Source organism: Methylobacterium sp. GC_Met_2 (genome assembly GCF_026540795.1).
In the GTDB taxonomy this organism is placed as follows: Bacteria; Pseudomonadota; Alphaproteobacteria; order Rhizobiales; family Beijerinckiaceae; genus Methylobacterium.
This window is the reverse complement of the sequence record NZ_JALNUM010000019.1, coordinates 1-13,426: the sequence shown is the minus strand read 5'-3', so window position 1 is coordinate 13,426 and position 13,426 is coordinate 1. Positions and strand designations below refer to the sequence as shown.

Annotated in this window: 11 protein-coding genes; 7 read left to right on the top strand and 4 right to left on the bottom strand. The window is 66.1% G+C overall.

All coding sequences use genetic code 11. From position 1 onward, the window contains the following. Positions 1-316: 316 nt before the first annotated feature. Positions 317-1,756, top strand: a complete 1,440-nt coding sequence (locus tag OXS49_RS09505) for a PLP-dependent aminotransferase family protein (RefSeq protein ID WP_244007245.1) — start codon at positions 317-319, stop codon at positions 1,754-1,756. A gap of 35 nt (positions 1,757-1,791) precedes the next feature. Here the strand turns inward: OXS49_RS09505 and OXS49_RS09500 are convergent, their stop codons facing one another. Further along, positions 1,792-2,139: a hypothetical protein gene (locus OXS49_RS09500; protein WP_244007243.1), complete on the bottom strand. Its 348-nt coding sequence runs from the start codon at positions 2,137-2,139 to the stop codon at positions 1,792-1,794. A gap of 938 nt (positions 2,140-3,077) precedes the next feature. Between OXS49_RS09500 and OXS49_RS09495 the strand changes: the two genes are divergently transcribed. The 3 genes from OXS49_RS09495 (at position 3,078) to OXS49_RS09485 (ending at position 5,133) form a co-directional block, all read left to right on the top strand. After that, positions 3,078-3,335 carry a hypothetical protein gene (locus tag OXS49_RS09495; protein WP_244007242.1) on the top strand — a complete coding sequence of 86 codons (258 nt, stop codon included), beginning with the start codon at positions 3,078-3,080 and terminating at the stop codon, positions 3,333-3,335. A 137-nt stretch (positions 3,336-3,472) separates the two neighbouring features. Continuing rightward, the gene (locus tag OXS49_RS09490; RefSeq protein WP_244007240.1) at positions 3,473-3,649 is read left to right on the top strand and encodes a hypothetical protein; all 177 of its coding nucleotides are present in this window, start codon (positions 3,473-3,475) and stop codon (positions 3,647-3,649) included. A gap of 1,268 nt (positions 3,650-4,917) precedes the next feature. Next, complete coding sequence (locus OXS49_RS09485; RefSeq protein WP_244007238.1) at positions 4,918-5,133, top strand: hypothetical protein; 216 nt, start codon at positions 4,918-4,920, stop codon at positions 5,131-5,133. A gap of 552 nt (positions 5,134-5,685) precedes the next feature. Here the strand turns inward: OXS49_RS09485 and OXS49_RS09480 are convergent. The 3 genes from OXS49_RS09480 to OXS49_RS09470 form a co-directional block, all read right to left on the bottom strand. Beyond that, positions 5,686-6,255 carry a sugar transferase gene (locus OXS49_RS09480; protein ID WP_267423758.1) on the bottom strand — a complete coding sequence of 190 codons (570 nt, stop codon included), beginning with the start codon at positions 6,253-6,255 and terminating at the stop codon, positions 5,686-5,688. A 1,041-nt stretch (positions 6,256-7,296) separates the two neighbouring features. Then, a complete protein-coding gene (locus tag OXS49_RS09475) occupies positions 7,297-8,622 on the bottom strand; it encodes an HlyD family type I secretion periplasmic adaptor subunit (protein ID WP_244000468.1) in 1,326 nt (441 codons plus the stop codon). Between the two features lie 35 nt (positions 8,623-8,657). Further along, complete coding sequence (locus tag OXS49_RS09470; RefSeq protein ID WP_267423757.1) at positions 8,658-10,355, bottom strand: type I secretion system permease/ATPase; 1,698 nt, start codon at positions 10,353-10,355, stop codon at positions 8,658-8,660. 644 nt (positions 10,356-10,999) lie between these two features. Here OXS49_RS09470 and OXS49_RS09465 point away from each other — a divergent pair. The 3 genes from OXS49_RS09465 to OXS49_RS09455 all read left to right on the top strand — a co-directional run bounded on the left by OXS49_RS09465 (position 11,000) and on the right by OXS49_RS09455 (position 13,346). After that, positions 11,000-11,293 (top strand): hypothetical protein, encoded by a 294-nt coding sequence (locus tag OXS49_RS09465; RefSeq protein ID WP_267423756.1) that lies wholly within the window; start codon positions 11,000-11,002, stop codon positions 11,291-11,293. A gap of 416 nt (positions 11,294-11,709) precedes the next feature. Next, positions 11,710-13,071: an MFS transporter gene (locus OXS49_RS09460; RefSeq protein ID WP_267423755.1), complete on the top strand. Its 1,362-nt coding sequence runs from the start codon at positions 11,710-11,712 to the stop codon at positions 13,069-13,071. 95 nt (positions 13,072-13,166) lie between these two features. Beyond that, positions 13,167-13,346 carry a hypothetical protein gene (locus OXS49_RS09455; RefSeq protein WP_244000475.1) on the top strand — a complete coding sequence of 60 codons (180 nt, stop codon included), beginning with the start codon at positions 13,167-13,169 and terminating at the stop codon, positions 13,344-13,346. Positions 13,347-13,426: the final 80 nt, after the last annotated feature.

Below are 13,426 nucleotides of genomic sequence, written 5' to 3'. Positions count from 1 at the left end.
AGGGGGGCTGCGTGCGATCGAATCCCGTAATGGCAAGCGACGTGCCAGCTCAGAGCGATCAACAGTCCATGCAATGCGCCGATCAGAAATACATACAAAGGCGCGATCAATGCAGCGCAAATGATTGTTGGTCGATCGCTCAATCAAGCAGCATGCTGTGCGCCTAGAGTGCCCATGGACTGCTTGCTGCCGCGTCAGAGATTGTATGAATTGTATGGATCCATGCTACGATATGCAGGAGCGCGCGCACGGTATGGTGCTTGCAAGCCATACAATCAGGCATTGATCGCATCTTGATGGCCTGGGCGCGGAACCGATGAAGCCGACGGAGCAGGAGGGGTGGCCGGACAGCCGAACCGGCGCGGCGGATGCTTGGACGCCCGACCTCAAGCGCTGGGGCAAGCCCCATTATCTGGCCATCGCGGAGGCCCTGGCGGACGACATCCGGACGGGACGCCTCGGCCCGGGCCTGCGCCTGCCGACGCAGCGCGCCCTGGCAGAGGCGATCGGCCTGAACTTCACCACCGTGTCCCGCGGCTATGTGGAGGCGCACAAGCGCGGCCTGATCGAGGGGCGCGTCGGCCAGGGGACCTTCGTGGTCGATCCGGCGGGCGCGGCCCGGCCGAGCGGGGCCGCCCGGGCGCCCCGGGTCGGGCCGGTCGACTTCACCATGAACCTGCCGCCTGAGCCCGATCAGCCGGCCCTGCAGGCCCGCATGCGGTCGTCGTTCGCGGAGCTGTCCGGGGATCTCACCAACCTGCTGCGCTACCAGGGCTTTGGCGGGACCGACGACGACAAGGCGGCGGCCCTGCGCTGGCTGAGGGGCCGCGGGATCGTGGCGACCCGGGAGCGCCTGCTGATCTGCCCGGGCGGGCACAGCGCCCTGTTCGGCGTGCTGGGGCAGGTCGCCCAGGCGGGGGACACGATCTGCGCCGAGCGCATCACCTATCCGGGCATCCGGACGCTGGCGGCACATCGGGGCCTGCGCCTCGTCGGCCTGCCGATGGATCGACACGGGATCGACCCCGACGCCTTCGCGGCCGCCTGCACCAAGGCCGCTCCGAGGGCGCTCTATCTCAATCCGCTGCTGCAGAACCCGACCACCGCGACCCTGTCGCGGTCGCGGCGCGAGGCGATCATCGCGGTGGCGCGCCGGTATGCCGTAACCATCATCGAGGATGATGCCTACGCGCGCATCTGCCCGACGCCCCCGCCGAGCTTCGCGGAACTCGCCCCCGAGATTACCTATTACGTGGCCGGCCTCGCCAAGTGCCTGGGCGCTGGCCTGCGCCTCGCCTACCTCGTCGCCCCGAGCGCCCGGGCCGCCCTGCCGCTCGGCGGCGCCCTGCGAGCTGCCACCGTCATGGCCTCGCCGATCGCGACGGCGCTGACGACGCGCTGGATCAACGATGGGACCGCGGAGGCGATCGTGCAGTTCGTGCGCTCGGAATCGGCCGCCCGCCAGCGCCTCGCGGCGGCGCTGCTTCCACCCGAGACCTACACGGCCGATCCGCACGCCTTCCATGCGTGGATTACCCTGCCGGCGGGCTGGACCCGCTCGGCCTTCGCCAGCCAGGGGCGGTCCGCCGGCCTCGGCGTCGTCGGCAGCGATCCGTTCTGCGTGACGGGCACGCCCCCGGAGGCGGTCCGCCTCTGCCTCGGCGGGCCCTCGACCCGGCAGCAGATCACGAACGGCCTGGAGATGCTCGCCCACGCGCTGGAGGGCTCACCGGCGCTGGCTTCAAGCTACATCTGATCCCCGGGTGCCGTGCGCGTCACGGTCGATCCCATCTATTCGATCACGGGCGCCTGTGCCGGGTCCAAGATCACCGGCTCGTCGGGGACGTTGGGTCGGCCGGACCGATCGTCCGAGTCCGGGCGGGGGTGCTTCTGGGCGGTACACCCGACACAGGTCCAGCGCATCGCGAGGGCGTTGCCGGCCTCCGCTTTGCGGAAGCTGAAACCGTGGGCCTTCCGCACCGCCCCGGATGTGGTCGTCTTGGGCGCGGCCTTCCTGGAGGCGGTCTCGGGACCGGTCCTGAACGGGGTCGTCCTGGACGTGACCGTGGGGGCGGTCGTCACAGCGGCCGGGAAGGGTGCCCGACCGTCCTGCGCGTGCAGGGAGCTATGGAGCAGCATCGTTCCAAGCACAATCATGAGCGGCCGAGCGCCTCTGATCATTGATTACCCCATGTTCGAATCATGCCGGGCACGGTGGTGTGGGCCGGATCGCTGTCGCAAGCGTCCGGCCATCGGCCCGACCCGCGGAGCGGGGCATACGCAGGGCGCAGACGCGCGTTGCAGAGCTCGCGCACCGGCTTCCCACCGCCCTATGGCTGGACCCGTGCTCGGTCGCATAGCCATCGACCACGGCTCTGCGGCTTTGTTTTGACGTGATCTCGGCCAGACCGGTCTCGGCTCGTGCGGAGCGTGCCTTACCGCGCCATCACGTTTCGCTCGCGGGCGGCCATCGCCGGGTTGCTGGTCGACGTCCCGAACCGGGCGGACGTGGAGGAGGCGTGCACAGGGCCGGCCCTCCGGCTTGGACCGGACCCGCACCCCGCGCAGATCGAGCCGAGCGCGCGCCGGGCGAGGGCTTCCGTGCGGGCAAAGGCAGCGGCAGGAGACAATCTCGCGCGTAACGTCGCGCCGCTGGCCATCCGGGTCACATCGGCAGCCGGCCGCACCTGGGAGGGATTGGCCAGCGCGGTGCCGAGGCTCGCGACGGCAATGCAGGCGGGGAGGGCAATCCGCAGGGCGGATCGTGCGAGACGGAGATCGGTCGGGCCCCCCCGTCGGGGACACAGGGTCTTGGTCCGAGCCAAAAGTGTTCCGCTCTGAACAGCCATCGCGTCCCTCCGTTCCTGGACCATTCGGTCTCTGCAAGGGATGGTCCGGAATCGGCTATGCGCTCTGACGGGGCTGCAGCGCGTCGCCCTCCTCGGCCGCAGGCCGGGACGCACGGCACGCACGCGGCTCATCACAGCCGCTCGATCACACGGCGCTCCGGGGTTCGCCGCATCGACATAGGATCCCGGATATGCGTAGTTCACGCCCGGTTGAAACCGGAAGGCTCGATGGCGGAAACAGCTCACGTCACTCTCCAAATCCAGGAAAGAGGGCGAAAAGCAAAATCCGGCGTGATCCAGCTGCGCGACGCATCGATCGTTGCCTGTCTGTGCGTGATCGCAGCAGTTCTTATTGCTGCTGCGACGGCGTACTTGGCCCTGAACAAGGTCTGGCCAGCCCTTGCGCCTGTCCGTGTTCATGAGCGACTGCGTGTCTGGTCACGCTTCAGTCTGCTCGCAATCCAAGAGATCCGCTCCTGGCGCTGAACCCTAGCGTTCTGCCGGATTTACCTAAGTAGATTCCGCTGGTGAAGTTTTGAGTTTCCTTTATCAATCAAAAATATTTCGATTTAGGTTGAAGCAAGTCCTGCCCTGAAGCCAGATTTCGTTTCGGTTCTATAGAGATGGGCAGTGACGAGAAGCCGTTGAGCATCCCAGAGAAGACCAGCAGACCGCGCTATCGAAGCCCGACAGAGTGGCTGTCGGTCGGTGTGTTGGCCGCCGCCACGCTGGCCGTGATCGGCGCTTGGGGCTATGCCGCATGGTGGATCGGGTCGACAGTGTTGAACTGGATAGAGTGACGCGTCCGTCCTTGTTTCTGCAAACTGGTTAGCCGGCGTTTTAGAAAGCCAACTTAGCAAGCCAACTTGGCAAGTCAGCCCGGCAAGGCTGACGATGCGCAGGGCTGCGATCACGGTCCCGAGGGTGACGGCGACGGGCGGGGCGTGTCGTCCAAGTTTGCGTCTCGCGATCAGTTCCTGATGATCATGCGGGGTTTCGGCGGCCCCCCGATCGCAAGCCTCGATATCGATCGAGGCTATCCGTCCCTCACGGCGTTCCGGCGCATGCGCGTTTTTCGGTCTGATGTCCCGTGGAGCGCGCGGGCCCGAGCAGGATGGGGCCTCGCCTTCAGACGTCCCGGTCTCGGGCGCCACAACGCGGGAACGTGGTTAAGTCCTGCCTGCGAGCGTCGTTCCGATCCAAGCACCGCCCAAGTGAGGCCACAGGGCCCATCGATGTGACGCGACGTAGTTCTCACGTCTAGCCTCGGTGAACGCCGATCATCCTTTGTCTATCAATCAATCATGGAATTAGAGAATTTTATTCAAGCTCTTCGATTAAAACATATCTTTTGAGGTCATGAAGATTCATTTTAGCCTTCAAGGAAATCTATTGGCTTGCCAGGATGTGCAGATTTTCGAGATCTCATGACGTCAGAAAATTGCTTAATCGGGCGACTGCGTAAAAACACATCCTTGTGGTCTCCGACACGTCGTGCAAAATCCGGATGTCGTTGATCAAGATGACTCGAGAAATGGGAAGCGGAATGGATCTTCCTTGAGATTGCGAATTGAAATCAATAGACGCGTTGACGAAAGCTGATTGTCCGATCGCCGTGCTCAACCTGCGGATAGGACAGATGGCCTGAACGCCCCATCGCGTTTCGACGCCGGGTCGGCGACGACCGCGCCGCGCCGCGCCCTGCAACAGATATAAGCGTGCCCGGCTCCAAGCCTTTGTCGGGACGTACTGTCTTGCGCCGAACCGGAGTTCACTTCGGCGCAAAGTGCTCTTGCATGCCGTTCCGGGCCGGCTGCGCATATCGATCGTTCAAGGCGGCGCCCTGCAGATCGTTCGATCCTCGACAAGTGACCAAGAAAGTTTAGATCAGGTTGTTCATATTGCGATTTGATAAAATATTATAGAGTATTTGAAACAGTAGCCCGTGTCGTTTGCGGTTCATGATGAAAGAGCAGGGTTGATCAAGGCAGCTTGACCCACGCGCTGTCGCGACGATCGTGCAGTGAGGGTCGTTGAAATCCATATCTGTCGTCAAGGGAACACTCAGATGATCGCTGTACTCATGCCCGCCGTGATCGGTGGCCTACTTGCCGTTATCGGGACTTGGCCCTGGTTTGGCCCTTACGCCATCCTGATCGGCTCCTTGGCAGCGGGTGGCCTGGCGATTTCGATCGGGTTTTTCCTGGCGTATCAGCGGAGTCGGTCGTCGTCCAAGCAACGCAGCCGCCTCGCGATCGCGCAAACGGAAATTCATCTGGGATGATCGACCCCGACGCGGCTCAACGCCTGCGCCAACCCGCGCTGTGTCTGAGCCTGGGGTCTTGAGCTGAAACGACCCGCGCGAGCCAAGTCGTGGATGTTGGCTCCAAGCCGGACCGATCGCGACCATCCAGGCGTGCGGCATCGTTCGCATCCGAGGTGCGCAGGCCGGCGCAGTGCAACAGACACGCAGATCCGACAGCGGGTGTTTCAAAGACCGCGGCCGCGCGATCGAGCCTAGAGAGGGGATCGCTCAGTTAGGAGACCGCAGTTAATGATAGCTTCAGCTTGGTGTGCGACTTGGTATCTGTCCGTGCATGCTGCTTCGAGGCATCAGGACCACCACGGCAAACCGATCCATTGGGGGGCGCATGCTTGGCTGGGCCATCATGATGCTGGCATGCGTCGGTTACTTCCTGAATGAGGCGTTAAGCGCCCCGATCATTGAGGACGACGGATCGGACACCGTTCAAGCTCCCCGGCATGACCCGTCGGATCCGGCTCTGTCCGGGCTGACGGCCGCCCCGCAACACTTGCCGTCGCGCAGCGCATCGGATCAGTAGGCGTTGGAGCGGCCCGGGAGCACGTGAAGCGCCGTGGCGGCCAGGATCTTGAGATCCAAAGCGAAACTTTGGTTCTCAATGTACCACAGGTCGAACTCGACCCGGCGCTGCATGTCGGCCAGCTGCGGGGTGCCGCCGCGCGAGCCGTTGACCTGAGCCCAGCCGGTGATGCCGGGCCGCACCGCGAAGCGGCCGGAATAGGCGCTCAGCAGCGCGCCGTAATGGCGGTCATGGGCCAGTGCGTGGGGACGCGGGCCGACCAGCGCCATCTCGCCACGCAGCACGTTGATCAGCTGCGGCAGCTCGTCCAGGCTCGTGCTGCGCAGGAGCCCGCCGAGCCGGGTCAGGCGGGCATCGCCCCGGCGCGCCTGCGAGACCACCGCCCCGTCCTCCTGCACGTGCATGGTCCGGAACTTGTAGATCAGGAACGAGCGCCCGTTCAGGCCGGTCCGCGTCTGACGGAACAGCGCCGGACCCGGGCTGTCCAGACGCACCAGCAGCGCGACAAGCGCCAGAAGCGGCGCCAGCAGGACCAGCGCCAAGGCCGCGGCAGCGACATCCAACCCGGTTCGCAGAGTCGCGCTTGGCTGCTGGCTGCCGGACGTCATGGGCGCCAACGGTTCGTCCGCAGCCAAGCTGCGTTCTGCAGCGTTCATGCGATGAGCCCCTATACAGATCCGGCTGGGTGGGCGTAGCCGCCGGGTACCTGAAGACGGCGAAGCCAACCGAGTCCCAGTCCGCGCGCTGCCACAGCTTTGCCGTTTAGCTCGGCGTTAAGCTTGACACAAGTAATAAACCTAATTGATGGCGGTGACGGCTCGTATGTAATAATATTTTAGAGCGAATTGAGGCTCTGCCCGTTTCAAGTGGAGCGCTATAATTCTTTTCTCGATACCGACACTTTGCAGGCGTCTGGGATAAGGTCTTCAGTCTGGGCGTCGGCTTTTAGGCTGGCGTGATCGCATCCAGACACGTCGTCTGCTGATTTCCGCGTTTTTATCAATAGTTACTGGCGTCCGATCATCCGTCGCGTATGCGACGAGACAAAGAGAGGTCTGCCGCCGTTCTTCGCGCGCTAACGCGTTCATATTCAGATCGAACAGAAAACTGCTGAGTGATTATGTACTAAGTCGCTGATGACACGTGCGCCAAGTCGCTGGAACGAGCAGCGATTTTTGCCTTCGCCGCGCAAGTTTGCCGCCGGGCGATGGGGTGGGCGGTGATCGGACCCTCCAACGCTCGAAGGCCGACCCGGGCCCGCGCGGACGCACGGTTGATCTCCGGCGGCCGTATGAGCCAGTCAAAGGCCGGACACGCGTTCGGCGTTTGCTTCGGCTCTTGGGCGCTCTTCGGGCCGCGCCCGATCGCGATACACGACAGTATCCCGTTGCCGGGTCATCGGCGATCCCACCCAATTTCCCTCATCCTGAGATCCGAGCGCAGCGAGAGCCTCGAAGGAGGGTGCCAGCCAGCCGCACGAGCCCCGGAGGCCTCCTTCGGGGCCTCCGCTGCGCTTCGACGCCTCAGGATCAGGGCGTCGGGTGGGACGGCCGGGGGCGTTCGGTCTTGTATCGTGTACCGTGCGGTTCGCCAGAGCAAATCCGTTAGCGCTCACGCCATGCCTTCGACACCTGATCCTGAAGCGGCTTGAGGAGGTAGCTCATCACCGTACGTTCGCCGAGCTTGAGATTGGCCTCGACCGGCATCCCGGGCACCAGCCGCACCGTTCCCAGCCGCTCCAGCTGGTCCGCCGGGATTTCGACGCGCACGGTATAGAAGCTCTGTCCGGTCTTCGGATCGCTGGTCACGTCGGCGGACAGCCGCGAGATCCGGCCTTCGATCTCGGGCGTGGTCCGCACGTTGAAGGCCGGGAAGCGCAGGACCGCAGCCTGTCCCTGCTGCACGCTGTCGATGTCCTGCGGCTGCATGCGCACTTCCACGGCCAGCCGGTCCGCATCGGGTACGATCAGCATCGCGGGTTCGGCGGGCACCACCAATCCGCCCACCGTATGCACGCTCATCTGATGCACGACCCCGTTCTGCGGCGCCCGCATCTCCACGCGCCGCAGCTGATCCTCCGCCGCGATCCGCTTCTCGACCAGTTCGGACCACTTGCTTCGGATGTCGGCCAGATCCTTGCCGACTTCCGTCCGCATCTCGGCGTCGACCTGCAGGATCTGCAATCGGATTTCCGAGATCTTGCCCTTCACGGAGGCAATCGAGGCGACGAGTTGGCCCCGCTCGCCATCCAGGCGCGCCGCATCCCGCTCCAGCGCACTCACCCGGGTGACCGGGACCAGGTTCTTGGCGTACAGACTGCGGACGCCCTGCAGCTCCTCGCCGATCAGTCTGATCTCCCGGGCCTTCGCGGAGGCTTGCTCGGTCAAGCCGCCGCTCTCCTGTTCGAGCTGCGTGATGCGCTCCGACATCTGCGCGCGTTGTCCATCCCGACTGGCCAGTCGGGCCGAGAACAGCCGGCTTTCGCCGTCCAGAAGGGCGGCGATTTCCGGGCTCGATCCCTTTCGCATCGCCAGATCCTGCGGAAACAGGATCGCCGCGGAACCGTCCCGCTCGGCCTCTTCGCGGGCGCGGCGCGCCGCCAATTCGTCCAGCGCCTTGAGCGTGATGTCGAGATTGGCCTGGACCTGCGTCTTGTCGAGGCGGATCAGGACGTCGCCGGCCCTGACATGGTCGCCATCCTTGACCAGCAATTCTCCGACGACGCCGCCGGTCGGATGCTGGACCTTCTTGATTTCGGACTCGACCACGAGCTGGCCGGGGGCGATGATCGCGCCCGCGAAAGAGGTCATGGTGGCCCAGCCGGCCAGACCCGGCACCAGCGCCACGGAGAGGACGCCGGCGAAGACGAGCTGGCGCCGTATGGAGGCGCGCGGATGGCGTCGCGGCCGCGTGCGTGCGGTCAGATCCATGCCGGATCCGGTGAGGATGGGGGATCCTGCCGACATCACGCGCTCACCCTCTGTTGATCGGCACGCTCTGCCCCGACGGGCCGCAGAACACGCTTGAGGACGTCATCCTTCGGGCCGAACGCCTGCAGGCGTCCGTCCGCCATCACGAGCACGGAATCGACGGCGGCCAGCGCGCTCGGTCGGTGGGCGACGACGATGCAGATCCCGCTGCGGCTTCGCACCCCCTGGATCGCCCGCGTCAGTGCGGCCTCGCCATCGGCATCGAGGTTGGCATTGGGCTCGTCGAGGATCACGAGGAAGGGATCGCCGTAGAGCGCCCGGGCCAGACCGACGCGCTGGCGCTGGCCGGCCGAGAGGCCGGCACCCCCGTCGCCGAGCGGGGTCTGATAGCCCTGCGGCAGGCGCAGGATCATCTCGTGCGCCCCCGCGGCCTGGGCCGCCGCAACGATCGTCCCGGACTCGGTGCCGCTCTGGAAACGGGCGATGTTCTCGGCCACCGTCCCGGCGAACAGCTCGGCCTCCTGCGGCAGATAGCCGATATGCGGGCCGAGCCGCTCCGCGGACCACTGGTCGAGGGAGGCGCCGTCGAGCCGGATCTCGCCCCGTGCCGGGGTCCAGACGCGGACGAGCGCGCGCACCAGGCTCGACTTGCCCGACGCCGACGGGCCGATGATGCCGAGGGCCTGACCGGCCGCGAGGCGGAAGCTCACGTCTTGCACCGTCAGACGTCGCGTGCCCGGCGGCATCAGGTCGAGGGCCTCCACCGCCAGGGTTCCGCGCGGCGGCGGCAATGCCAGCGTCTCGGCTTCGGGGGGCAGCTGGGCGAGGGCGAGCGTGAGCCGCGCCCAGCTCTGACGCGCGGCGACGAACCCCTTCCAGTTGGCGATGGCGAGTTCCGCCGGTGCGAGGGCGCGGGCGACCAGGATCGACGAGGCGATCATGATGCCGCCGGTGGCTTGGTTGTTGATCACCAGCCACGCGCCGAGCGCCAGAACCCCTGACTGGAGCGCCATCCGGCAGGCCTTCAGGATCGAGCCGAGACCGCCCGACACATCGGAGACACGCAGCTGCGCCTCGATGTAATCCTGATGGCTTTCCTCCCAGCGGCGCGCGAGGGCGCTCTGCAGGCCCAGCGCGGCGACGACCTCGGCGTTCCGCCGCGCGGCCTCGGACAGGGCTTGGCGCCGCGCCGCGTGCGCGGAGGCCGCGCGGATCGGCCGCCGCGTGTTGGCTTCCGTGATCCAGGTCAGGGCGACGAGCAGCAAAGTCCCGCCGACCGCCGCAGCGCCGATCAGGGGATGGAACAGGAAGCACAGGGCGACATAGGCCGGCAACCAGGGGAGGTCGAAGAGAGCGGCCGGCCCGGACCCACCCAGGAACGAGCGGAGCTGATCGAGATCGCGCAGGGGCTGCCCCGCTTCCTCGGCCCGCGTGCCGCGCAGGGGCGCCCGCAGGCTCAGGCCGAAGATGCGCGCGCGGATGTCGAGGTCGAGGGCGGCGCCGATGCGCGAGAGGATGCGCGCGCGCGAGGCTTCGAGCAGGCCCTGGGCCGCGAACAGCGTCAGCGCCAGGATGCACAGACCGACCAGCGTCGGCATCGACCGGCTGGGGATGACGCGGTCATAGACCTCCAGCATGAAGAAGGAGCCGGTCAGGGTAAGCAGGTTCACCAGGCCGCTCATCGCGGCGACCGCGAGAAACGCGGTGGAACTGCGCTTCAGCGAGACGCTCATCTCACCCGCTCGTAAGCTTTCGGGCATGCTCAACTTCCTAATTGGGCCGGGCAGCGGACCTGAATCCACGGTGATGGGCACGGCACGAATTCAGGCGAAAGACTGAATAGTTTCGACAAAACCACTAGGAGTTTTTCGTATCATCCGGGTTGATGAAGGCCGCCGGCCCGAGGCGGCGGACTGCGAATCCGGGATTACGACTAACGAAGCGTTCTGGGCGGTGCGTCGCGCCTCGGCATGGTACGGACGCCACGCCGCTGCAGCCTCACCGCTGTGGTCGGGCTGCCTGCGTCGCCTCTCGGTACCGCGCCGTGGGCTAGGGCCCGATCCGGGTCATCCCGGCCTGGCAGCGACCGGCTTCTGGGCTCGGATCCTTTCAGGCCGACCGTATGTTGAGGGAGGCGTTCCGTCTCGCCGCTGCCGCCCGGTCGGATGCGCGTTCCCCGATCCCTCGGCGATGGCCCTCGAAACGCGCGAGATTCCCCCGACGCGACTTATCGATACGATGGGCCCTGCCGATGAAGGATCAGCGTTCGGTTCGGGCGCATGCCAAGACCGCGGTATGACGGGGCGCGGCCTGCGGTACGCAGGGGGTGGCGTATCGGATGTGGGGCACGTCGCCCCTCGAAAGGCGAGGACAAGCGATGACGCGGAAGATTATCGAAGCGCCCGATTTCGGAACTCTGGGCTTTCCGACGGCGCCGGGTTTCGACGCGCCGATGGTTCAGGCCCCGATCGTGACGCCGGGTGACGTCGCCGATCAGTCCGGTGATCTCTGGCTCGATGTTCTGGGTGATCGGCTCGTCCATGGCGAACTCGCTGTCACGCCCGAGCAGGCGGACGCAGCCGCCCGTTATGGCTGGGCTGCAGTTCCGAATAGCGAGCATGCGGGAAAGATCACGGTCCGGAGATCCGATCCGCATCCCGATCAGGAATGAGATCACCGACGCTGGCTGTCGAGGCCAGCGACACGATCGGTCCTCAGGCCTTGCCCCGCGGATCCGGCGAAGGGCGGAATGGCCCGTGTGAGCGGGCGGTCCGGAGAGCCTTGGCGGAACAGGGCCTGCCGCGAAACGCTGTACGCGTTGGCGACGGGAAACGCTCAGCCTGCGCGATCTTCGAAGCTCTTCTGGCTTACGAATACCTTCAAACCATCAACAAATCCGATCTGTTACGGTATCGCGCGCGCTTCCCAGCCGCGCCGGGATCGGGTTAAGCAGGACCGGCACAGGTCACCGCCAGAGATGACCGGCCCGCGAGGAAGCCCGAGAGGTCCGTCACGCCGCCGTCGCGGCTTTGTTCGGCCTGCCTCGAATCCGCGCGGACCCCGCGACGCGCGACGAGGACAGGCCCCATGACCGGCCCCATAACTGGCTCTGCGACCACCGACCCGACACCCGGCTCCCCCGAGGAGGCCGCCCTCGAACGCTCGGCAATCCGACGCATCAGCTGGCGGCTCGTGCCGTTTCTGATCCTCGCTTACTTCATCTCCTTCCTCGACCGCGTGAATGTCGGCTTCGCGGCGATTCAGATGAACCACGATGTCGGCCTCTCGGCGACCGTGTTCGGCTGGGGGGCCGGGATCTTCTTCCTCGGTTACTTCCTGATGGAGATCCCCAGCAACCTGATGCTGGAACGCTTCGGGGCGCGGCTGTGGATCGCCCGGATCATGGTGACCTGGGGGGTGATCTCCGCCGCCATGGCGCTCGTGCAGGGGCCATGGTCGTTCGTCGGCCTGCGATTCCTGCTGGGGCTGGCCGAGGCCGGGTTCTTCCCAGGCGTGATCCTCTACCTCACTTACTGGTTCCCCTCGGCCTACCGGGCGCGGATCATCGGGGTGTTCATGATCTCGATCCCGATCTCGTCGTTCCTCGGGTCTCCGATCTCCGGGGCGCTGCTCAACGTGACCGGTCTGGGGCTCGCCGGTTGGCAGTGGCTGTTCATCCTCGAAGGGCTGCCGGCGGTGCTGATGGCCGGCGCGGTCCTGTGGCTGCTGCCGGACGGCCCGCGGGACGCGGCCTGGCTCCCGGCGGCCGAGCGCGACTGGCTGGAGCGGCAGCTCCAGGCCGAAACGGCGCGCAACACGAAGCGCGGGCAGGCGGCCAAGCCGCCCCTGTGGGAGATCCTGCGCGACCGGCGTCTCGCGCTGTTCGCGGCGATCTATTTCGGCTCGACGGCGAGCAGCTACGGGCTCTCGTTCTGGACCCCGCAGATCGTCAAGAGCTTCGGCCTGGGCAATTTCGAGACCGGGCTGTTGAACAGCATCCCGTACGGTTTCGCGTCGGTCGCCATGATCCTCTGGGGGCGGCACAGCGACCGGATGGCCGAGCGGCGCTGGCACCTCGCGCTCTCCTTCCTGGTCCTGGCGCTCGGGCTCGCGGGCGGCACCGTGCTGACGGGCCTCGGCCCGGTTGTCGCGGCGCTGGCCGTGGCGGCAGTCGGCGTCTACATGCTCAAGGGTCCGTTCTGGGCGCTCGCCACCGAGCAGATGCTCCCCGCCACCGCGGCGGCGAGCATCGCGGCGATCAACGCGGTCGGGAACCTCGGCGGTTTCCTCGGGCCCTACCTGATCGGCGCGATCAAGGATGGGACCGGGAGCTTCACCCTGAGCCTCCTGCCCCTGGTGGTCTTCGCCCTGCTTTCGGCCGGCCTGTCGCTGGTGCCGGGGCGCGCCTCGCAACCGGGCTCGGGCGCCCGCCGACCCTCGGTGGCCTGAGCGGCCCCCTGCGAACCGGCGGTTAGCCGCGTGTCGCAGGCGGAACCACCAGAGGATTGTGCTCTCCGCTACGCGGCTGACGGGGAGCCAACTCGATGGATCTGAACACCACCGTGCGGGACGCCATCCTGGCGGAACTGAAACGCCAATCGGAGGCGGACGATCCCGCGCCGACGATCGACCTGTCGGAGTCGGGCTACGCACGGATCGACGGTCGGATCGACATCGAGGCGCTGATCATGGTCGTTGCGGGCGCGTTCGCCGGCGGGCCATGACGGGAGAGGCCGCTCCCTTGCGGAAGCGGCCTCGCCGAACGTCAGGTCAGGGGCGCGGCCTGAGCCGCGCCGATTCTCGG

Excerpts from the sequence above, each read along its gene's own strand:
- OXS49_RS09490 (WP_244007240.1), top strand. The coding sequence starts at position 3,473 with ATGGGCAGTGACGAGAAGCCGTTGAGCATCCCAGAGAAGACCAGCAGA.
- OXS49_RS09495 (WP_244007242.1), top strand. The coding sequence starts at position 3,078 with ATGGCGGAAACAGCTCACGTCACTCTCCAAATCCAGGAAAGAGGGCGA.
- OXS49_RS09465 (WP_267423756.1), top strand. The coding sequence starts at position 11,000 with ATGACGCGGAAGATTATCGAAGCGCCCGATTTCGGAACTCTGGGCTTT.
- OXS49_RS09500 (WP_244007243.1), bottom strand. The coding sequence starts at position 2,139 with ATGCTGCTCCATAGCTCCCTGCACGCGCAGGACGGTCGGGCACCCTTC.
- OXS49_RS09455 (WP_244000475.1), top strand. The coding sequence starts at position 13,167 with ATGGATCTGAACACCACCGTGCGGGACGCCATCCTGGCGGAACTGAAA.
- OXS49_RS09485 (WP_244007238.1), top strand. The coding sequence starts at position 4,918 with ATGATCGCTGTACTCATGCCCGCCGTGATCGGTGGCCTACTTGCCGTT.
- OXS49_RS09505 (WP_244007245.1), top strand. The coding sequence starts at position 317 with ATGAAGCCGACGGAGCAGGAGGGGTGGCCGGACAGCCGAACCGGCGCG.
- OXS49_RS09475 (WP_244000468.1), bottom strand. The coding sequence starts at position 8,622 with ATGGATCTGACCGCACGCACGCGGCCGCGACGCCATCCGCGCGCCTCC.
- OXS49_RS09460 (WP_267423755.1), top strand. The coding sequence starts at position 11,710 with ATGACCGGCCCCATAACTGGCTCTGCGACCACCGACCCGACACCCGGC.
- OXS49_RS09470 (WP_267423757.1), bottom strand. The coding sequence starts at position 10,355 with ATGAGCGTCTCGCTGAAGCGCAGTTCCACCGCGTTTCTCGCGGTCGCC.